This window comes from Sphingobium sp. LSP13-1-1.1, from assembly GCF_040676415.1.
Taxonomy (GTDB): Bacteria; Pseudomonadota; Alphaproteobacteria; order Sphingomonadales; family Sphingomonadaceae; genus Sphingobium.
The window spans coordinates 70,823-89,646 of sequence record NZ_JBEGHU010000001.1; the positions used below are offsets into that span (position 1 = coordinate 70,823).

The 18,824-nt window shown below is 63.8% G+C and carries 16 protein-coding genes; 13 read left to right on the forward strand and 3 right to left on the reverse strand.

Going from position 1 to position 18,824, the window contains the following annotated elements; genetic code table 11:
* The first annotated feature begins 57 nt into the window (after positions 1–57).
* The 7 genes from MRBLSP13_RS00310 to cobU are packed head-to-tail and all read left to right on the forward strand — an operon-like array spanning position 58 to position 5,156.
* A complete protein-coding gene (locus tag MRBLSP13_RS00310) occupies positions 58–465 on the forward strand; it encodes a DUF1636 domain-containing protein (RefSeq protein ID WP_363751992.1) in 408 nt (135 codons plus the stop codon).
* Entirely contained in the window at positions 462–1,478 is a 1,017-nt protein-coding gene (gene cobT, locus MRBLSP13_RS00315) for a nicotinate-nucleotide--dimethylbenzimidazole phosphoribosyltransferase (RefSeq protein WP_363751995.1), read from the forward strand. Before MRBLSP13_RS00310 ends, cobT begins: the two co-directional genes overlap by 4 nt.
* Entirely contained in the window at positions 1,475–2,038 is a 564-nt protein-coding gene (locus MRBLSP13_RS00320) for a histidine phosphatase family protein (RefSeq protein WP_363751997.1), read from the forward strand. The genes cobT and MRBLSP13_RS00320 overlap by 4 nt, the downstream gene beginning before the upstream one ends.
* Positions 2,035–2,745 carry an adenosylcobinamide-GDP ribazoletransferase gene (locus tag MRBLSP13_RS00325; RefSeq protein WP_363752000.1) on the forward strand — a complete coding sequence of 237 codons (711 nt, stop codon included), beginning with the start codon at positions 2,035–2,037 and terminating at the stop codon, positions 2,743–2,745. Before MRBLSP13_RS00320 ends, MRBLSP13_RS00325 begins: the two co-directional genes overlap by 4 nt.
* Entirely contained in the window at positions 2,742–3,719 is a 978-nt protein-coding gene (locus tag MRBLSP13_RS00330) for an aminotransferase class I/II-fold pyridoxal phosphate-dependent enzyme (RefSeq protein WP_363752003.1), read from the forward strand. Before MRBLSP13_RS00325 ends, MRBLSP13_RS00330 begins: the two co-directional genes overlap by 4 nt.
* Entirely contained in the window at positions 3,712–4,647 is a 936-nt protein-coding gene (gene cbiB / locus MRBLSP13_RS00335) for an adenosylcobinamide-phosphate synthase CbiB (RefSeq protein WP_363735980.1), read from the forward strand. The genes MRBLSP13_RS00330 and cbiB overlap by 8 nt, the downstream gene beginning before the upstream one ends.
* Positions 4,648–4,652: 5 nt before the next feature.
* Positions 4,653–5,156, forward strand: coding sequence for a bifunctional adenosylcobinamide kinase/adenosylcobinamide-phosphate guanylyltransferase (gene cobU / locus MRBLSP13_RS00340; protein ID WP_363736868.1), 504 nt, complete (start codon positions 4,653–4,655; stop codon positions 5,154–5,156).
* A gap of 44 nt (positions 5,157–5,200) precedes the next feature.
* Here the strand turns inward: cobU and MRBLSP13_RS00345 are convergent, their stop codons facing one another.
* The 3 genes from MRBLSP13_RS00345 to MRBLSP13_RS00355 are packed head-to-tail and all read right to left on the reverse strand — an operon-like array spanning position 5,201 to position 10,860.
* The gene (locus tag MRBLSP13_RS00345) at positions 5,201–6,577 is read right to left on the reverse strand and encodes an efflux transporter outer membrane subunit (RefSeq protein ID WP_363752005.1); all 1,377 of its coding nucleotides are present in this window, start codon (positions 6,575–6,577) and stop codon (positions 5,201–5,203) included.
* The gene (locus tag MRBLSP13_RS00350) at positions 6,574–9,717 is read right to left on the reverse strand and encodes an efflux RND transporter permease subunit (RefSeq protein ID WP_363735982.1); all 3,144 of its coding nucleotides are present in this window, start codon (positions 9,715–9,717) and stop codon (positions 6,574–6,576) included. Before MRBLSP13_RS00350 ends, MRBLSP13_RS00345 begins: the two co-directional genes overlap by 4 nt.
* Before the next feature lie 12 nt (positions 9,718–9,729).
* On the reverse strand, positions 9,730–10,860 hold the full coding sequence (locus MRBLSP13_RS00355) for an efflux RND transporter periplasmic adaptor subunit (protein ID WP_363736869.1): 1,131 nt from the start codon (positions 10,858–10,860) through the stop codon (positions 9,730–9,732).
* Between the two features lie 242 nt (positions 10,861–11,102).
* Between MRBLSP13_RS00355 and MRBLSP13_RS00360 the strand changes: the two genes are divergently transcribed.
* The 6 genes from MRBLSP13_RS00360 (at position 11,103) to MRBLSP13_RS00385 (ending at position 18,813) form a co-directional block, all read left to right on the forward strand.
* Complete coding sequence (locus tag MRBLSP13_RS00360) at positions 11,103–11,831, forward strand: response regulator transcription factor (protein WP_363735983.1); 729 nt, start codon at positions 11,103–11,105, stop codon at positions 11,829–11,831.
* Positions 11,832–11,849: 18 nt separating this feature from the next.
* The gene (locus tag MRBLSP13_RS00365) at positions 11,850–13,220 is read left to right on the forward strand and encodes an ATP-binding protein (protein ID WP_363735984.1); all 1,371 of its coding nucleotides are present in this window, start codon (positions 11,850–11,852) and stop codon (positions 13,218–13,220) included.
* A 400-nt stretch (positions 13,221–13,620) separates the two neighbouring features.
* The gene (locus MRBLSP13_RS00370; protein ID WP_363735985.1) at positions 13,621–15,564 is read left to right on the forward strand and encodes a PrkA family serine protein kinase; all 1,944 of its coding nucleotides are present in this window, start codon (positions 13,621–13,623) and stop codon (positions 15,562–15,564) included.
* 20 nt (positions 15,565–15,584) lie between these two features.
* A complete protein-coding gene (locus tag MRBLSP13_RS00375; protein ID WP_363735986.1) occupies positions 15,585–16,892 on the forward strand; it encodes a YeaH/YhbH family protein in 1,308 nt (435 codons plus the stop codon).
* A 13-nt stretch (positions 16,893–16,905) separates the two neighbouring features.
* Positions 16,906–18,447 (forward strand): SpoVR family protein, encoded by a 1,542-nt coding sequence (locus MRBLSP13_RS00380; protein WP_363735987.1) that lies wholly within the window; start codon positions 16,906–16,908, stop codon positions 18,445–18,447.
* Positions 18,448–18,654: 207 nt separating this feature from the next.
* Complete coding sequence (locus tag MRBLSP13_RS00385) at positions 18,655–18,813, forward strand: hypothetical protein (RefSeq protein ID WP_363752007.1); 159 nt, start codon at positions 18,655–18,657, stop codon at positions 18,811–18,813.
* Positions 18,814–18,824: the final 11 nt, after the last annotated feature.

The window sequence follows — 18,824 nt, forward strand, 5'->3', positions numbered from 1 at the left end:
GGCATATGCCGTCGGGGCTGGAGGATATGATATGACTTTTTTGCGGGGCCATCGCTGATGTTGCGGCCTGTGAGGCCTGGGGCTTCGGTGGTCGTTTGTTCGACCTGCCGCCTTTCGGCGGAACAACGGGAGGATGCGGCGGGGCGGCGGGGCGGCGCCTTGCTGGCGCAGGCGATGCAGAAGATACGCGACGGCGATCCCGCCTATGCGGGCGTCGCCGTGCAGGACATGCCCTGCCTCTTCGCTTGTCAGCGCCATTGCACGGTGCATGTGCGCGGGACCGGCAAGGTCGGCTATGTGCTGGGCGATTTCACTCCGGATGAGGACGCCGCGCGCGCGATCCTCGATTATGCCGTGCGCCATGCCGAAAGCGAAGAGGGCGTGGTGCGCTATGCCGAATGGCCGCAGGGCGTTAAGGGGCATTTCATCGTCCGGACGCCGCCTGAAGGTTTTGTCTGCTCATGATCCGGTTCAGCGACAGCATGGCCTTCGCTGCGGCGCTGAAGGATTTGCCGGCTCCGGATGCAGAGTTCATCGATGCCGCAGCGGCGCGGCAGGCCATATTGACGAAGCCCGCCGGTTCCTTGGGGCGACTGGAGGAAATCGCCCTGTTCATGGCTGGCTGGCAGGGCCGGGAGCGGCCTGTGGCGGAGCGCCTCCGCGCCGCGATCTTCGCGGGCAATCATGGCGTGGCCGCGCGGGGGGTCAGCGCCTATCCCGCCGAGGTGACCGCGCAGATGGTGGCGAATTTCCGTCATGGCGGAGCGGCAATCAATGCGCTGGCCCAGGCCTGTGGGGCGGAACTGACCGTGGTCGCGATCGACCTGGACAGGCCTACGGGCGACATCTGTGTCGAGGCCGCCATGAGCGAGGCCGATTGCCTGGCCGCGATCAATGCGGGCGCGGCGGTGGTGGAAGCGGGGCTGGACCTGCTGCTGCTGGGCGAAATGGGCATTGCCAACAGCACGCCGGCCGCGGCGCTCTGCGCCCAGGCATTCGGCGGTCCGGCGGGTCATTGGATCGGGCGCGGCACGGGAGTGGACGGCGAGGGATTGATACGCAAGGCCGATGCGGTGGAGCGGGCACTCGCCGTGCATGGAGGGCAGTGCATCAATGCGTTCGAAACCCTGCGGCGACTGGGCGGGCGAGAGATCGCGGCGCTGGCCGGAGCGGTGTTGGCGGCGCGAATGCGGCGCGTTCCCGTGATGCTGGACGGGTTTATCGGTTGCGCGGCGGTCGCGCCGCTGGCGAAGGATAACCCGGCGATCACCGGCCACTGCCTGGCGGCTCATCTGTCGGCGGAGGCAGGGCATCAGCGACTGCTGGCTGCGCTGGCACTGGAACCTTTGTTGCGGCTCGACATGCGGCTGGGCGAGGGAAGCGGTGCGGCGGTCGCGGCGCAGATCGTCCGCTCCGCCCTTGCCGCGCATCGGGACATGGCGAGCTTTGCCGAAGCGGCGGTGGCCAGCGCCCTGTGAGCGCCTTTTCCCTCCATCTGATGCGGCATGGCGCGCCGCAGCTTGCCGGGCGTCTGCTCGGTCATCTGGACGCACCGCCGGAAACGGAGGGCATCGCCCTCTGCGTCGAGCGGGCGCGGGGGCTGGATTTCGCCCGGCTGGTGACATCGGACCTCGCCAGAGCGCGAGTGCCGGGCGCCGTCATCGCGGCGGAGCGCGGAATCGAACACCGGGTGGATGCGCGCTGGCGGGAGTTGAATTTCGGGGATTGGGAGGGGACGGACCCGACGAGCCTTCCGGCGGACGACCTGGCGCGCTTTTGGGATGATCCGGATCGATTTCCGCCGCCGGGTGGGGAAAGCTGGACTGGCCTCTGCACCCGGATCGGCGAGGCGCTGAGCGCATCTGGTGAGCCGGCTCTGGTGGTTTGCCATGCCGGGGCGATGCGGGCGGCGCTGGCCGTGCTGTGCGGCTTTGACGTGAGACAGGGATGGGCGGTGGATCTGCCCTATGGCGCGATTTTGAGCCTGCGGGTTTGGCCGGAGAGCCGGTCGGCACAGATTATGGACCTGATCACATGAAGCGGCTGGTCCTGGCCATGCAATTGATGACGCGCCTGCCATTGCCCGCCCTGAATGTGGATGAGCATGATTTCGCGGCCGCGATCCGCTGGTTGCCGGCAACCGGCATGGCGGTCGGCCTGATCGTGGCGGGCGGCGCCGGGCTGGGGATGCGGATCGATCCATGGGTGGGCGCTCTTTCCGGACTGGTGGCCTGGGTCGCGGTGACCGGCGCGCTGCATCTCGACGGACTGGGCGATATAGCAGATGCGGCAGGGGCAGCGCATGGCGACCGGACGCGCCTGTCCGCCGTGCTGGCCGATCCGCATATCGGCAGCTTCGGCGCGGTCGCCATCGGTCTGCAACTGCTGGCCAAGCTGGTGCTGTTGCGGTCGTGGTTGGAGAGCTTTCCACTTTGGATGCTCGCTGTCGTGGCGATGGTGGCGCGTATCGGACCGTTATTCTGGACGCGCTGGTTGCCGCCGCTTCACGAAGGGCTGGCGAGCCGCTTTCGCGCAGGCTGGCGGCCGGAACCGTGTGTCCTCTGGTCGATGCTGGCGCTGGTGGCGTGTCTTCGGGAACCCGCCCTTTTGGCGGCGATCCCATTGATTCCGCTCTGGGGACTATGGTTGCGGTCCCGGATCGGCGGCATTTCAGGTGACGGGCATGGCGCGGGCATCGAATTGCTGGAAAGCGCGCTGTTGCTGGCGATGGTGTCGGCGCGATGAGCGCCTTCACATCCCACGGCGGCCGTCTGGCCGACGCGCGCGCCCTTTATGGCGGCGATGATTGGATCGACCTTTCGACCGGGATCAGCCCGTTCACATGGCCGGGGGGCGATCATCTGGCCGTCGACTGGCGGCATTTGCCCGATCCGCATGATCTGGCGGCGATGGAGGCAATGGCGGCGGCCTGCTTCGGGCTTCATCCCGACCATCTTTGCACCCTGCCGGGCAGCGAGGCGGGATTGCGGCTGGTCGGACGGATGCTGGACATGCCCGGCCGCTGGCTGGTGCCCAGCTATCGCACCCATGGGGAGATTTTCGCCCAGGGCGCCCCCATGCGCGCAGGGGAGGAGCCGCCCCGCGAAGCTATGGTGCTGCTGCTGGCCAATCCCAACAACCCTGATGGCCGCATCCTGCCGCCAGCCCGCCTGCTGCAATGGCTGGATCGGCTGGAAGATGCCGGAGGATGGCTGATCGTTGACGAGGCCTATGCGGACGCCGTGCCGGCATGCAGCCTGGCGGGCATGGTGGGGGACGAGCGGCGGCTGATCCTGTTGCGGTCCTTCGGCAAGTTCTTCGGGCTGGCCGGGGTGAGGCTGGGCTTTCTGCTCGGACCGCGGGCGGTTGTCGCGCAGGTGCGCCGGATGATGGGAGAATGGCCCGTTTCCGCGGCGGCGATCGCCTTTGGCACCGCGGCCTATCGGGACCGGAACTGGATCGACGAGACGGTCGTGACCCTGGAGGAGCAGGCGGCGAAGCTGGACGGCGTGCTGGCGCGGCATGGATTGCAGGGGCACGGTGGATGCCCGTTGTTCCGATTGGTGGAAGTGGATGACGGCCTGGCCCTGTTCGACAGGCTGGCGCGCCGATCAATCCTGACACGCCCCTTCGATGAGGACAGGCGCTGGCTGCGGCTCGGCCTCCCCGCCGATGCAGCTGCCCTTGCCCGGCTGGACCAGGCTTTGGCCGATGTTTGAGCCGGTGGCCGTGACGGCGCTGATGATGGATGCGGGACTGGGCTGGCCAGGCTGGCTTCATGCGCGGATCGGCCATCCGGTGGGCGGCTTTGCCCGGATCATCGGCACTGTGGAGCGGCGATGGAACCAGGGTCGGTTGAACGGCCGCCTACGTCGCTGGACGGGACTTGCCCTCCTCTTGCTGTTGCTCGGCGCGGGAGGAGGCATGGGTCTGGCGCTGGAATGGACGATCCGCCGCTGGGGCGGCCCCTGGGCCTGGCTGGGGCTGGCGCTCGCCGCCTGGCCAGCGCTGGCGCAGAACAGTCTTTATGTCCATGTGCTGCCAGTTGTCCGCGCTTTGGAAAGAGGCGAACTGGATGCCGCGCGGCGGGCGGTGGCCCGGATCGTGGGGCGTGACACCGCGGCGCTGGATGAAGCCGGTGTGGCGCGGGCCGGCATAGAGAGCCTGGCGGAGAGCTTCTGCGACGGCGTCGTGGCGCCGCTTTTCTGGCTGTTGCTGCTCGGGCTGCCGGGAATATGGGCTTATAAGGCGGTCAATACGGCCGACAGCATGATCGGGCACAAGGAAGCGCCCTTCACCGATTTCGGCTGGGCCGCGGCCCGTTTCGATGATCTGTTGAACTGGGCGCCGGCACGGTTTTCGGGCGTCATCCTGTGCATCGCTGGCGGTGGCGGATGGGCCGTGCTGCGGCGGGATCGGCGGAGGCATGCCTCGCCCAATGCCGGATGGCCGGAGGCGGCGATGGCCGGTGTGCTCGGCATACGGCTGGCGGGGCCAGTCCAATATGAGGGCGTTCTGCACGACAAGCCGTGGATAGGGACGGGCGGAGAGGCGGACGTCCACAGCATGAGGACGGCGCTCGGCATCTACTTGCGCGCTTGCCTGCTGCTGTGGGTTCTGGCCGCGATATGGGAGAGTGTTGGATGAAGCGGATGCTGGTGCTGGGCGGATGTCGATCCGGCAAGAGCCGCTTTGCGCAGGAGCGATGCGAGGCTGTTGCTACTGGCGATCTGGCCTATGTCGCGACGGCGCAGGCCTTTGATCCGGAGATGGAGGAGCGCATCGCCCGCCATCGAAGCGAACGCGGAAACCGCTGGCGGACGATCGATGCGCCGATGGATCTGCCCTCCGCCCTGTCGGAAGCGGCGCTGCGGGCCGACGCCGTGATGGTGGATTGCCTGACGCTCTGGCTGACGAATCTGATGCTGGCGCAAGCGGATGTGGCGAAGGCGCGGGCTACGCTGGCCGAGGCGATTGCGGCCTGTCCCCTCCCTGTCGTTCTGGTGAGCAATGAGGTGGGTTTGGGGATCGTGCCGGACAATGTTCTGGCCCGTCGGTTTCGCGATGAGTCAGGATGGCTGAACCAGCAGATGGCAGCCCTGTGCGATGAGGTCATATTGATGGCGGCCGGACTGCCGCTGAGGCTGAAAGGGTAGGACATGCCGGCGCCTTTCGCGAGCGAAGGGAGCCGGCAGCAGTATCATTCTTCCCTGAAATCCGCCCCGATGACCCGATAGAGCAGGATGCGGTTCGCGATCAGCGTCAGATTGGTCGCGATCGCGCTTTGTTGCGCATTGTAGAGGCTCCGCTGGCTGGTCAGGCTGTTGAGGAAAGTATCTATGCCCGCGCGATAGCGTTCCTCGGCCAGCGCATAGCTGCGCTGGCTGGCGAGGACCAGACGTTGCTGTGCAGCCTGCTGCTCGTCGATCGTACCCTCCCGCGCGAGCGCATCGGACACTTCCTGGAATGCCGTCTGGATCGCCATTTCATATTGGGCCAGATACAGGTCGCGTTGAGCCTTGCTGTAGTCGAGATTGCCGCGCGCGCCGCCGCCGAAGATCGGCATGCTGGCCGAAGGCGCGGCGGACCAGGCGAAACCGCCGCCGGTGAAGAGGGAGGAGAGGGCCGAACTCGCAACGCCAATGGCGGCCGTGAGGCTGATTTTCGGGAACATGGCGGCACGCGCCGCGCCGATGTTGGCATTGGCGGCCTTCAGCTGATGTTCGGCCTGCAGCACGTCGGGACGCTGGAGCAGCACGTCGGAGGAGAGGCCTGCCGGCGTCTTCGCGATGCCGTCGGTGAGCGTTTCAAGCGACTGGGGGAGCAGGGCGTCCTCGACCGGTGCGCCCGCCAGCAGGTCGAGCGCGTTCCGGTCCTGCGCCACCTGCGTCACATTGGCGGCAATATCGCTGCGTGCCTGTTCCACCGTGGTTTCGGCCTGATGCACGTCCAGCTTGCCGGTCAGCCCCGCGCCATTCAGCGAACGGGTGAGGGCCAGTGTACGTTCGGCGCTCGCCAGGGTCCGGCGGGACAGCGACAGCAGTTCCTGGTCAGCGGCCAAGGTGGCATAGGCGGTGGCGGTTTCCGCGATCAGCGTGATGCGGGTCGCGCGCGCGCCTTCCTCCGTCGCGAGGTAGGATTCGAGTGCTGCGCGGCTCAGGTTCTTCACCCGGCCGAACAGGTCTATCTCGAACGCGCTGAAGCCAATATCGGCGCTGTAGCTGTTCTGGCGGTCGTCGTTGCGGCGGGCGAAGCTGGCAGCGGCATCGCCGGTGACGGTGGGGAGCCGGGCGGCGCGCTGGACCCGATATTGGGCGCGGGCGGCCTCCACATTGGCGAGCGCGGCGCGCAGGTCCCGGTTATTGGCAAGGGCGCGCTCTATCATCGCCTTGAGGCGTGGATCGCTGATCAATGCTGTCCACGGCAGGCCCGGCCTTTCCGTGGCGGTCGCCGACGGATAGGCGGCGTCAGCCGGGAAGGTGGCGGGAATCGGGGGCGAGGGCCGGACATAGGTCGGCGCCATGTTGCAGGCCGACAGCGCAGCAGCCGAAGTCAGGGTCAAGAGCGTGCGTTTCATGCCGGAACCTCCGCAGCGGGAGCGGCGGGTTGCGGCGGATCCTTGCGGCTGAAGATGCGCATGATCGTCAGGAAGAAGAGGGGAACGTAGAAGATGGCGAGCACGGTCGCGGTCAGCATGCCGCCGACCACGGCGGTCCCGATGGCGACGCGGCTCTGTGCGCCGGCGCCGGTGGCGGTGGCCAGCGGGATGACGCCCGCGATGAAGGCGAGCGATGTCATCAGGATCGGACGGAAGCGCAGGCGCGCGGCCTCCAGCGCGGCGGACATGGCGTCCTTGCCCTGCAGATAGGCGAGCTCTGCAAATTCGACGATCAGGATCGCATTCTTCGCCGCCAGCCCCATGGTTGTGAGCAGGCCGACCTGGAAGTAGATATTGTTTTCCAGACCGCGCAGCGTCACCGCCAGCGCGGCGCCGATCAGGCCGAGCGGAATGACCAGCAGCACCGCGAGAGGAATCGACCAGCTTTCATACAGTGCGGCGAGGCAGAGGAAAACGACCAGCACAGACAGGCCATAGAGCAACGGCGCCTGTCCACCTGAAAGCTGTTCCTGATAGGAGAGGCCGCTCCAGGCGTAGCTGGTGCCCGCAGGGAGCTGCTTTTGCAGCTTCACCATCTCGTCCATCGCCTCGCCCGAACTGGCGCCGGGCGCAGCCTGCCCCTGGATTTCATAGGATGACTGACCGTTATAGCGCGACACGGTCGTCGGACCCATTGTCCAGTGGGTGGTGGCAAAGGCCGAGAAAGGCACCATTTCACCGGTCGTGCTGGACCGCACCTGCCAGTTGTCGAGGTCCGTCGGCAGCGCGCGATAGGGTGCATCAGCCTGCATGTAGACGCGTTTCACCCTGCCGCGGTCGACGAAATCGTTGATGTAGGTGCTGCCCCAGGCGGCGCTCAGGACATTGTCGACGCTGCTTTGCGTCAGGCCCAGCACAGCGAGCTTTTCAGAGTCGATGTCGACCTTGAGCTGCGGCGTATCCTCCAGCGTGGCGGCACGTACGCCCGCCAGCTTGGGATCACTCGCCGCTGCCTTCATAAGCTGGTTGCGCAGCGCGAGGAAACGGTCACGGCTGAGGCCGCCGGTGTTCAGCAGTTCGAAGGTGAAGCCGTTGGATTGCCCCAGGCCGCGAATGGGCGGCGGGGTCATGGCCAGCGCCTTCGCATCGCGGATCGCGGCCAATTGCCTGGTGGCGCGGTTGGCGATCATCGTCGCGCTGTTCGCCGACCCCTTGCGCTCGTCCCATGGGGCGAGATTGATGAAGCCCTGGGCGGTGTTCTCGCCCTGACCGGCGAAACTGAAGCCCTGGGCGATGAAGGCGAAGGCGACATTGTCCTTTTCATCGGTCAGGAAATAATTCTGGACGCGCTCCACCGCTGCGGCCGTGCGGGAGGATTTTGCGCCGGCGGGCAAGGTGATCTGGACCATCACCTGGCCTTGATCCTCCACGGGCAGGAAGCTGGTCGGCAGGCGGACGAACAGCAGCCAGAGCAGAACGAGAATGACCGCATAGCCGATCCAGAACCATTTCCGGCGGCCGATGAAGGCGTGGAGGCGCGTCATGTAGCCGTTGGTGACGCGGCTGAACCAGCGGTTGAACTTGCCGGTCCAGCCATGATCGCGATGCTCGTGCGAAATCGGCTTCAGGATGGTGGCGCAGAGAGCGGGAGACAGGATCAGCGCGACCAGCACCGAAAGCAGCATCGAAGAGACGATGGTGATGGAGAACTGGCGATAGATGACGCCGGTCGACCCGCCGAAAAAGGCCATGGGCAGCAGCACGGCAGAGAGGACTAGCGCGATGCCCACCAGGGCGTTGCCGATTTCGCCCATCGACTTGATGGTGGCGTCCCGTGGGGAAAGCCCTTCCTCCTCCATGATGCGTTCGACATTTTCCACCACGACAATGGCGTCGTCGACCAGCAGGCCGATGGCCAGCACCATGCCGAAGAGCGTCAGCGTGTTGATGGAATAGCCGAACAGTGCCAGCACGCCGAACGTACCCAGCAGCACCACCGGAACGGCGACGGCGGGCACCAGCGTCGCGCGCCAGCTTTGCAGGAACAGGAACATCACGACGACGACCAGCCCGACCGCCTCGATCAGGGTCTGGACCACCTCCTCGACCGAGAGCTTGATGAAGGGGGTGGTGTCGCGCGGGTAGACGACGGCGTAGCCGTGCGGCAGATTGTTCGACAGTTCGTCCACCTTGGCCTTGACCAGCTCGGCGGTCTTGAGCGCGTCGGCGCCGGGGGCAAGCTGCAATGCCATGCCGGAGGCCGGATGCCCGTTGAGGCGGGCCAGGGAGGTGTAGCTTTCATTGCCCAGTTCGACCCGCGCCACATCGGACAGGCGGACGACGGAACCGTCGCTCTGCGTCTTGACGATGATGTTGCGGAACTGCTCGGGCGTCTGCAGGCGGGCGCGGGCCGTGACGGTGGCGTTGAGCTGCTGCCCCTCCGGCGCCGGGTCGGCACCGATCTGTCCGGCCGACACTTCGACATTCTGGCTGGCGATGGCGCTTTGCACGTCGGACGGCATCAGCTTGACGGTGGCGAGCTTATAGGGGTCCAGCCAGATGCGCATCGCATATTGCGATCCGAAGATCTGCGACGAACCCACGCCATCGATACGAGCGATCGGATCCTGGAAATTATTGACCAGATAATCGGCAATATCGGCCTGCGATGCCGTATCGGTGCGGTCGTACAGGCCGACCACCATCAGGAAGTCGTTCTGCGACTTGGTAACGGTCAGGCCCTGCTGCTGCACGGCATTGGGCAGCCGGCTCAGCGCCTGCTGCACCTTGTTCTGCACTTGTACCTGCGCGGTGTCGGGATCGGTGCCCTTGTTGAAGGTGACGGTGATCCGCGCCTGACCGTTGGCCGTCGACGAAGATGAGAAATACATGAGGCCGTCGATCCCGGTGAGCTGCTGCTCGATGACCTGCGTGACGCTGGTCTCCACGGTCTGGGCCGAGGCGCCGGGATAGTTGGCGCTGATGTTGACGGACGGCGGCGCGATGTCCGGATATTGCGCGATCGGCAATGTCAGCATGGCGCCCAGGCCGGCCATCATGATGCCGATGGCGATGACCCAGGCGAATATCGGACGTTCGATGAAGAAGCGGCTGAGCAAGGTTCCGCTCCCTTATTTCGCGGCCCGGTCGATCGGGACGGCCTTCACCGTGTCGCCGGGATTCACCTTGTCCGTGCCTTCGACGATCAGCCTGTCGCCTTTACGCAAACCGTCGGTGATCAGCCATTTGTCGCCCACGGCTTGCGCAGCGGTGACGATGCGCCGTTCGACCTTGTTTCCCCTGCCCACGACCAGCGCGGTCGCATTGCCCTTCGGATCGCGGCTGATTCCCTGCTGGGGCACGAGGATCGCGTTCGGCACCACCGATTGCGGCGCGACCACGCGCACGAACATGCCGGGCAGCAGCAGGCCGTCCGGGTTGGGGAAACGGGCGCGCAGCGTGACGGTGCCGCTGTCCGGATCGACGATCGGTTCGGCGAATTCGATGCGGCCTTCCAGCGGATAATCGGTACCGTCGTCCAGCTTCAACCGGATGGTCGCGCTGGCGGGCAACGCCTTGCCCGCCGCGAGCGCGCGGCGCAGCTGGAGCAGTTTGGCGCTGGACTGCGTCACGTCGACGAAGATCGGGTCGAGCTGCTGGATGACGGCCAGGGGTGTTGCCTGGCTGGCCGTCACCAATGCGCCGGGCGTGACGGCGGACCGGCCGATCCGTCCGTCGATGGGTGCCCTGACCTGCGTGAAATTGAGGTTGATGCCGGCGGTCTGGAGCGTGGCGCGCGCCTGCTGCACGGCGGCGGCGGCCTGGCGGGCCGTGGCGATGACGTCATCGCGGTCCTGCGCGCTCACTGCTTCGCTCTGACCCAGCGTACGGTAGCGGCTGGCCTTCGCCTGAGCGGCGGCGGCGGTCGCCTGCGCACTGGCCAATGCGGCCTGCGCCTCGTCGCGCGACGCGCGGTAGAGCGAGGGATCGATCTGGTAGAGCGGCTGCCCCGCCTTCACGATCGACCCTTCAGTGAACAGGCGCTTCTGGATGACGCCGGCGACCTGCGGCCGAACCTCCGACATCATGGTGGATGCAGTGCGTCCCGGCAGTTCGGTCGATACCGTGACCTCCTGAGTCGCCAGCGTCACCACTCCCACCTCCTGAGGCGGCTTTTTCGACGCTTCCTTATGTCCGCAGCCGGTGATCAGGATGCAGAACGCCACAGGTGCGATCCGAAGGACGGAGAGGCGGCTGAGCATGGTCGACAGGCGGTTCCACAGCGGAAGGAGGGACTTCGCCCGGCGCAGGGGGAGGGAAGGGCGCGCCGGGCGAAGGTCGGCTCCGGTCAACGGCGCCGACCTCCCCCTAATCCATCCAAGGCGCGTCGCATTGTAGAGCGACTTTTCATCCGGCTGGATCATTTTGTAGCGGATTGTATCGATATGTAACGACCGCAGCGGCGAGCGCAGACTCGCAGCGTCAACGCCACTAGAAGGAGACAATGCCCGACATGCCGCCATCCCGCCCATTCCGCGTGATCGTCGTCGACGATGACGAAGATATCAGGGGTCTGATCGTCGGCCAGCTCGCCCAGGAGCATTATGAGGTTCTGGCGGCCGGCAGCCTTGGCGAATTGCGGGCGATGATGGCGGAACATGAAGCCGACCTCATCGTGCTCGACCTCAACCTTCCTGACGGCGACGGGCTGTCGCTGTGCCGCGACCTGCGGGCGCAGGGCAGCGGTGTCCAGATCATTATGGTGACGGCGCGGGGCAGCGCCATCGACCGGGTGCTGGGGCTGGAACTGGGCGCGGACGATTATCTGACGAAGCCGTTCGAGCCGCGGGAATTGCTGGTGCGGGTGCGCAACCTGCTGCGCCGGTCACGGAACGAGGAGCCGGCGCGGCTGAAAACCGCGCGGATTGCGCGCTTCGGATCGTGGCGGCTGGACCTCTTCCAGCGACGGCTGATCGCCAGCGACGATCGGTTGATCATGCTGTCCTCTGCGGAATTTCGCCTGTTGTCCCGCTTTATCGACGACCCCAATGTGGTGCTCTCACGCGAGGCGCTCGTTCCCGAACGGCGGGCCACGGCAGCGTTCGATCGGTCCATCGACCTGCAGGTCAGCCGGCTGCGGCAGAAGCTGGCGGACAGTCCAGGCGGCGACGGGCTGATCCTGACGGTGCGGGGGGAGGGCTATGTGCTGGCCAGCACGGTGACCTATGAATGATGACTGGCTGATCGGCACATGATGGTCTCTGTCGTGGCGCGGGCGCGCAATTTCTTCCGGTCGCTGGTCGGCCAGATATTCCTGCTGCTGACCGTCGGCATGACGGTGGCCGCCGTGCTGGCGCTGCTGGTCGCGGAGCAGGCCCGGCATCTCGACTTCGAGCGCTGGCGTCTCCAGCGCGTGGTGGCAAGCGCGGCGGACATCGCGCAGCGGCTGAGCCACGACCCGGTGAAGATAGAGGCGATGTTGAAAGACCAGCAGATCATGGGCGCACGGACCGCGCCGGAGGGCGTGGCTCTGACGGACCCCGACCCGACGCTGGCAGACGCTCTGGAGGCGCGCTTCGGGCCGCAGTCCAACCCCGAAGCAGGCCAGGTTCCCATCGGTCTCTGTTTTCCAGCAAGCAAGGTCGATCCGAACAATCGGGCGGCCGGGCTGATCGACGCGCCGCGCCCCGATTGCTGGGTCGTCCGCTTTACCGACAGGACGGGCGAGCGGCGTTCGCTCGCGCTCTACCTGCCGCGCCTCGTGAAGCCGTCGAGCAATCTTGCCAGGCCGATCTATCTGCTGCTGATCCTGATGTCCTCGGCCGGACTGGCCATCATCGTGGCTCGTTTTGTCGCCAAGCCGCTGCGTAGGCTGGAGCAGGCGGCGGAAGCCTTTTCGGTATCCGTCGATCCGGAGGAAATCCCGGAGCGGGGCCCGGAAGAGGTGCGGGCTGCGCTGTCCACCTTCAATCTGATGCAGCGCCGGGTAAGGGCGGGTTTTGCGGAGCGGACGCAGTTGCTGGCGGCGATCAGCCATGATCTCCAGACCCCTCTCACCCGCCTGCGCTTGCGGCTGGAATTGGTCGAAAACGAGGAACTGCGTGGGCGGCTGTTGCAGGACCACCAGGCGATGATGACGCTGGTCCGCGAAGGGCTGGATCTGGCGGCCAGCACCGAAGCCCATGAAGACTGGTCGGTGATCGACATCGATTCGCTGCTCACCAGCATGGCGGAGGATGCGCAGGATCTGGGATCACCCGTGCGGTTCCTGTCGGGATGCGGCGGCACTGTCCGGGTCAAGCCCAATGCCCTCACGCGCTGCATCAGCAATCTGGTCAACAATGCGGTGAAATATGGCGGCAGCGCGGACGTCAGCTGCTCAAGACAGGGCGGGCGCGTGCTCATCGAGGTGCGCGATCACGGTCCGGGCATCCCGCCCGATCAGCTGGACCAGATGTTCGAACCCTTTACGCGCGGCGTGGCGGGACAGCCGGGCGGACGGCACGGAACGGGCATCGGCCTGACCATCGCTCGATCGCTGGCGCTCAGTTTTGAAGCGTCGGTCCGTCTGGTCAATGCGTCGGACGGCGGGCTGATCGCGACGATCGATATGAGAGCTTGAGATCATCAGTTCTCGGGGCGGGGGTGAATCCTCCGCCGGCGGGGCAGCATGTTACGCAACGGAACCAAATCGGCTCTGGCGAGATTATCTTCTTTGCCCTCTTCCCTCTCCGGGCCTCAAGTGACACTATGCATTGGATCGCGGCGGGGGAACGTCGCGCTGATTTGAAGATGCTGCATGACAGCGGCGCGGCAATATTTGTCGGTCGTAAATTAATGCCCCTATCGTTGCCGGCAATGTTTTTGCACGGCCGGGCAAGCATTGCGTAATTCCTTGCAACAGGCGCGGATTAAAGATTGGACAGATTCGAATTTTTTACTCTGCGCGCATGGTATTGCACTGTTTTTACAGGCCATAAGGGTCTATATACATTCCATGGCTACTTTAGCGGGAGTCGCCAGTGACAAAGAATGAGCTGTTTTCCAGCTTCACGCGGAAGTTCGATGATCGGCGTCAGGCCGAAATGTCCATCGAAGATTATCTGCTGGGATGTCGCAATGATCCACTGATGCATGCATCGGCGCCCGAACGATTGCTCGCGGCGATCGGTGAGCCGGAGATCATCGACACTTCACGCGATCAACGGCTGGGCCGTATCTTCATGAACCGGACGATCCGGCGCTATGCGAGCTTCAGGAACTTCTACGGCATGGAGGGGACGATCGAACATATCGTCAGCTTCCTGCGCCATGCCAGCCAGGGATTGGAAGAGCGCAAGCAGATACTCTACCTGCTTGGCCCGGTGGGCGGTGGCAAGTCGTCGCTGGCGGAGCGGCTGAAGGCCTTGATGGAGGTTCATCCCATCTATGTGCTGAAGGCGGGAGAGGAGATCAGCCCGATCTTCGAAAGTCCCCTCGCGCTGTTCGATGCGGAAACGCATGGCGACTTCATCGAAGAAAATTACGCGATCCCCCGGCGGCGGCTGACCGGCATGATCAGCCCCTGGTGCCGTAAGCGGCTCGACGAGTTCGGTGGCGACATTTCCCAGTTCAGGGTCGTGCGCATGATGCCCTCGCGCATGCGGCAGGTCGCCATCGCAAAGACCGAGCCGGGGGACGAGAACAACCAGGACATCAGCTCGCTGGTCGGAAAGGTCGACATCCGCAAGCTGGAGATGCTCTCGCAGAACGATCCGGACGCCTACAGCTACTCGGGCGGCCTCAACCGCGCGAACCAGGGAATGCTCGAATTTGTCGAGATGTTCAAGGCGCCGATCAAGATGCTCCATCCGTTGCTGACCGCAACGCAGGAGGGCAATTATATCGGTACGGAAAATATCGGCGCCATTCCCTATACCGGCATCATCATGGCCCATTCCAATGAATCGGAATGGGCGAATTTCAAGAACAACAAGAACAACGAAGCATTCATCGACCGCATCTATGTCATCAAGGTTCCCTATAGCCTGCAGGCGACAGAAGAACGGCACGTCTATGAAAAATTGCTGAGGGAATCCGATCTCAACAAGGCACCCTGCGCCCCTGGGACCCTGGACATGCTGGCGCGCTTTTCCGTGCTGACGCGGTTGCGTGAGCATGAAAACAGCAACCTCTACTCCAAGATGCGCGTCTATGATGGCGAGATGCTGCGGGAAATAGACCCGCGCGCGAAAAGCCTTCAGGAATATCGCGATGCGGCGGGCGTGGACGAAGGCATGTCGGGCATTTCGACCCGCTTCGCGTTCAAGGCGCTGTCAGCCACGTTCAACCATGATACCAATGAGATCGCGGCCGACCCCGTGCACCTCATGTATGTGCTGGAGGGGATGGTCCGGCAGGAACAGTTCCCCACCGAGGTGGAATCCCGTTATCTGGAGTTCATCAAGGGCGAACTGGCCCCGCGCTATGCAGAGTTCATCGGCAATGAAATCCAGAAGGCTTATCTGGAATCCTACCATGACTATGGCCAGAATCTGTTCGACCGCTATGTCGCCTATGCGGACGCGTGGATCGAGGACCTGGATTTCAAGGATCCCGATACCGGGCAGCTTCTCGATCGGGAGATCATCAACCAGGAACTGTCCAAGACCGAAAAGCCCGCCGGCATCGCCAATCCCAAGGATTTCCGTAACGAAGTTGTGAAATTCGCCCTGAGGATGCGGGCCAGCAATGACGGGCGCAACCCTTCCTGGACCAGTTATGAGAAGATCCGCGAGGTTATTGAGAAGCGGATGTTCAGCCAGGTCGAGGACTTGCTGCCGGTCATCAGCTTCGGATCGAAAAAGGACGGCGAAACCGCGACAAAGCACGATGAATTCGTCGCGCGCATGATCGAAAGAGGCTATACGGAACGACAGGTCCGGCGACTTGTGGAATGGTATATCCGCGTGAAGCAGGCCGGTTGATGGAGGGCCTATAGGGCACCATGCACATTGTCGACAGACGGTTGAATCCGGGGGGCAAGAGCCTGGTCAACAGGCAGCGCTTCCTGCGACGGGCAAGGGCATATGTGCAACAGGCGGTGCGCGACAGCCTGAAGGATCGCAGCATCAAGGATCTGGACAAGGAAGGCCAGATTTCCATCCAGCGCGATGTCATCCACGAACCGACGCTGCATCGCGCGGCGCAGGGGGGAAGCCGCGAACGGGTGTTCCCCGGCAACCGTGATTATATGGAGGGGGACAAGATCAAGCGCCCCGACGGCGGCGCGGGCTCGGGGTCGAAGGCCGGGCAGGGCGATGGGAATGACGATTTCCAGTTCGCGCTCAGCCGGGAGGAGTTTCTGGACCTGTTCCTGGACGATCTGGAACTGCCCGATCTGGCCAAGAGACGGCTGATAGGCGGTGCGGTCGATGGTATCCGGCGCGCCGGATATTCGACGGCCGGCAACCCTTCCAACCTGTCCGTCCCGCGCACCATGCAGAAGGCCATGTCGCGGCGACTGGCCCTGCGTCGTCCCAAGGGCGCGGATCTGGCGCGGATCGAGGAGGAGATCGCGCTGATCGAGGCGCGCGATCCTCCCTCGCCCGACGATGCCGTTCGTCTGGAAGCGCTGCGCGAGGAACGATCGACCATCATCCGGCGCCGCAACCTGATCGCCTATATCGACCCTGTCGACCTGCGCTACCGCCGGTTCGAAACGGTGCCAAAGCCCGTGGCCCAGGCAGTGATGTTCTGCCTGATGGACGTTTCCGGTTCCATGACGGAGCATATGAAGGATCTGGCGAAGCGCTTCTTCGCGCTGCTGCATCTGTTCCTGTCGCGCTGCTACGAGCATGTGGAGGTGGTGTTCATCCACCATACCGACCGGGCGGCGGAGGTTGACGAACAGACCTTCTTTTACAGCACGGTGACGGGCGGCACGCTGGTGTCGAGCGCGCTGGAGAAGCTGATCGAAGTGGTGCAGGAACGCTTCCGTCCGGATGATTGGAACATCTATGTGGCGCAGGCGTCGGACGGTGACACCATGCAATCCGACAATGGCCGGGTGGTCAGTCTGATGCAGCAGGAGATCCTGCCCTTCAGCCAATATTTCGCCTATCTGGAGGTTGGGCGAGAGGAATTCGCCGATATAGAGATGGTCGGAACGACGACCGGCCTATGGCAGGCCTATGCGCCTGTGAGCGACGCCAACCGCAATTTCGTGATGCGAAAGGTGCATCACCGGCGCGAAATCTATCCGGTGTTTCGCGAACTGTTTCAGCGCAAGGGCGTGGCGGAGCGGAGTTCATGATGGTGGCATTGGCATGACCGTCGCTTTGGCACCTGCCCCTCTGTTTTCAGGAAGCGATTGGGATTTCGCGCTTATCAATCGCATCTATGAAACGGTTGAACCCATCGCGCTCCAGGAAATGAAGCTCGACATCTATCCCAACCAGATAGAAATCATCAGCGCGGAGCAGATGCTGGACGCCTATTCCTCTATCGGCATGCCGCTCTTCTACAAGCACTGGTCCTTCGGCAAGCAGTTCGTCACCAATGAGATGATGTACCGCAAGGGGCTGCGCGGCCTTGCCTATGAGCTGGTCATCAACTCCGACCCGTGCATCAATTATCTGATGCAGGAAAACAGCGCGACGATGCAGACGCTGGTCATCGCGCATGCGGCCTTTGGGCATAATCATTTCTTCAAGAACAATTATGTTTTCAAACAATGGACTGATGCGGAAGGTATCCTCGACTATCTGGAGTTCGCCAAGCGCTACATCGCGCAGTGCGAGGAGCGCTATGGTCAGTTGCCGGTGGAGCGGGTGCTGGATGCCGCCCATGCGCTGATGAACCAGGGCGTGCATCGCTATCCGCGCGTCCGGCCGAGGGATCTGAAGGCCGAGGCGGCACGGGAAGCGGAACGGCAGGCCTATCGCGATCGCATCTATGACGATCTGTGGCGGACAGTGCCGACAGGGGCGAGAGCCGATGCGATCCCCAGCGACGCCCGGCGCGCGGCGCTGGGACTGCCGCAGGAGAATATCCTCTATTTCCTGGAAAAAACGGGGCCTCGGCTGGAAAGCTGGCAGCGCGAGATATTGCGGATCGTGCGCCTGATCGCCCAATATTTCTATCCCCAGCGCCAGACCAAGGCGATGAATGAGGGCGCCGCGACCTATACCCATTATCGCATCATGACGACGCTGCACGAACGGGGATGGCTGACCGACGGTGCCTTCATGGAATTCCTCTCGTCCCATACCAATGTCGTCTATCAACCCACTTATGATTCAGGGCAATTTGGCGGTTTCAATCCCTATGCCCTGGGCTTTGGCATCATGTCGGATATCGAGCGGATCTGCCTGGAGCCAACCGAGGAGGATCGCGAATGGTTCGGCGACATCGCCGGATCGGGCGACCCCATGGAAGTGCTCAAGGACATTTGGGCCAATTACCGCGACGAAAGCTTCGTTTCGCAGTTCCTCAGCCCGCATCTGATACGTCAATGGCGACTGTTCAAGATACTCGACAAGCAGGGCGACTCGGAACTGCGGGTGGATGCCATTCACGACGAGCGTGGTTATCGCCGTATCCGGCGATCGCTGGCGCGGGAATATGAAATCGGGCGACAGGAGCCGGACATACAGGTGGTCGATGTCGACCTGTCCGGGGACCGCAAGCTGATCCTCGAGCATTCAGTGCTGGACGGCGTGCAACTGGATGAGGGCGATGCTGCTATGGTGTTGCAAAATCTCGCCAATCTCTGGGGGTATGAGGTGCTGTTGAAGGAAGTGGAATCCGAAACGCGCAAGGAGCTGAAAAGTCATAGCGCGCAGCCGAACATGGCCTGGCTGCGCTGAACCGTTGCACCCGGCGGACGGGACAAGTGCCGGAACGAGATTCTGTTTTCAATCGATGATAGGAAAGGCTAAGTTGAGCCCCGTTTTTCGTGGCTGAATTCGGATCTCTCGCTCTAAAGGCGGTGGAGAAGATGATGTCCGCGACAGGCAGGAGTTCGATTCATGACGAATGCTCTTACGCCAGAAGAATGCCTTGACCGGGCAAGAATGCATGATCAGTTGGCGGCCACGACCGCTGATGCTTCCGCGAGAATGATGCATCAGGCCATGGCCGCGGAGTTTCGTCGCCGCGCCGAGACCGCATCTGGCGGCATGCCCCAGGCCGCCAGCAGGCCCATCATCGAACTGATGCCGAACGTGGCCTGATGGCCTCCGGG

Coding starts and splice junctions, on each gene's coding strand:
- MRBLSP13_RS00310 (WP_363751992.1), top strand. CDS start 58: ATGTTGCGGCCTGTGAGGCCTGGGGCTTCGGTGGTCGTTTGTTCGACC.
- cobT (WP_363751995.1), top strand. CDS start 462: ATGATCCGGTTCAGCGACAGCATGGCCTTCGCTGCGGCGCTGAAGGAT.
- MRBLSP13_RS00325 (WP_363752000.1), top strand. CDS start 2,035: ATGAAGCGGCTGGTCCTGGCCATGCAATTGATGACGCGCCTGCCATTG.
- MRBLSP13_RS00330 (WP_363752003.1), top strand. CDS start 2,742: ATGAGCGCCTTCACATCCCACGGCGGCCGTCTGGCCGACGCGCGCGCC.
- cbiB (WP_363735980.1), top strand. CDS start 3,712: ATGTTTGAGCCGGTGGCCGTGACGGCGCTGATGATGGATGCGGGACTG.
- cobU (WP_363736868.1), top strand. CDS start 4,653: ATGCTGGTGCTGGGCGGATGTCGATCCGGCAAGAGCCGCTTTGCGCAG.
- MRBLSP13_RS00345 (WP_363752005.1), bottom strand. CDS start 6,577: ATGAAACGCACGCTCTTGACCCTGACTTCGGCTGCTGCGCTGTCGGCC.
- MRBLSP13_RS00355 (WP_363736869.1), bottom strand. CDS start 10,860: ATGCTCAGCCGCCTCTCCGTCCTTCGGATCGCACCTGTGGCGTTCTGC.
- MRBLSP13_RS00360 (WP_363735983.1), top strand. CDS start 11,103: ATGCCCGACATGCCGCCATCCCGCCCATTCCGCGTGATCGTCGTCGAC.
- MRBLSP13_RS00365 (WP_363735984.1), top strand. CDS start 11,850: ATGATGGTCTCTGTCGTGGCGCGGGCGCGCAATTTCTTCCGGTCGCTG.
- MRBLSP13_RS00375 (WP_363735986.1), top strand. CDS start 15,585: ATGCACATTGTCGACAGACGGTTGAATCCGGGGGGCAAGAGCCTGGTC.
- MRBLSP13_RS00380 (WP_363735987.1), top strand. CDS start 16,906: ATGACCGTCGCTTTGGCACCTGCCCCTCTGTTTTCAGGAAGCGATTGG.
- MRBLSP13_RS00385 (WP_363752007.1), top strand. CDS start 18,655: ATGCATGATCAGTTGGCGGCCACGACCGCTGATGCTTCCGCGAGAATG.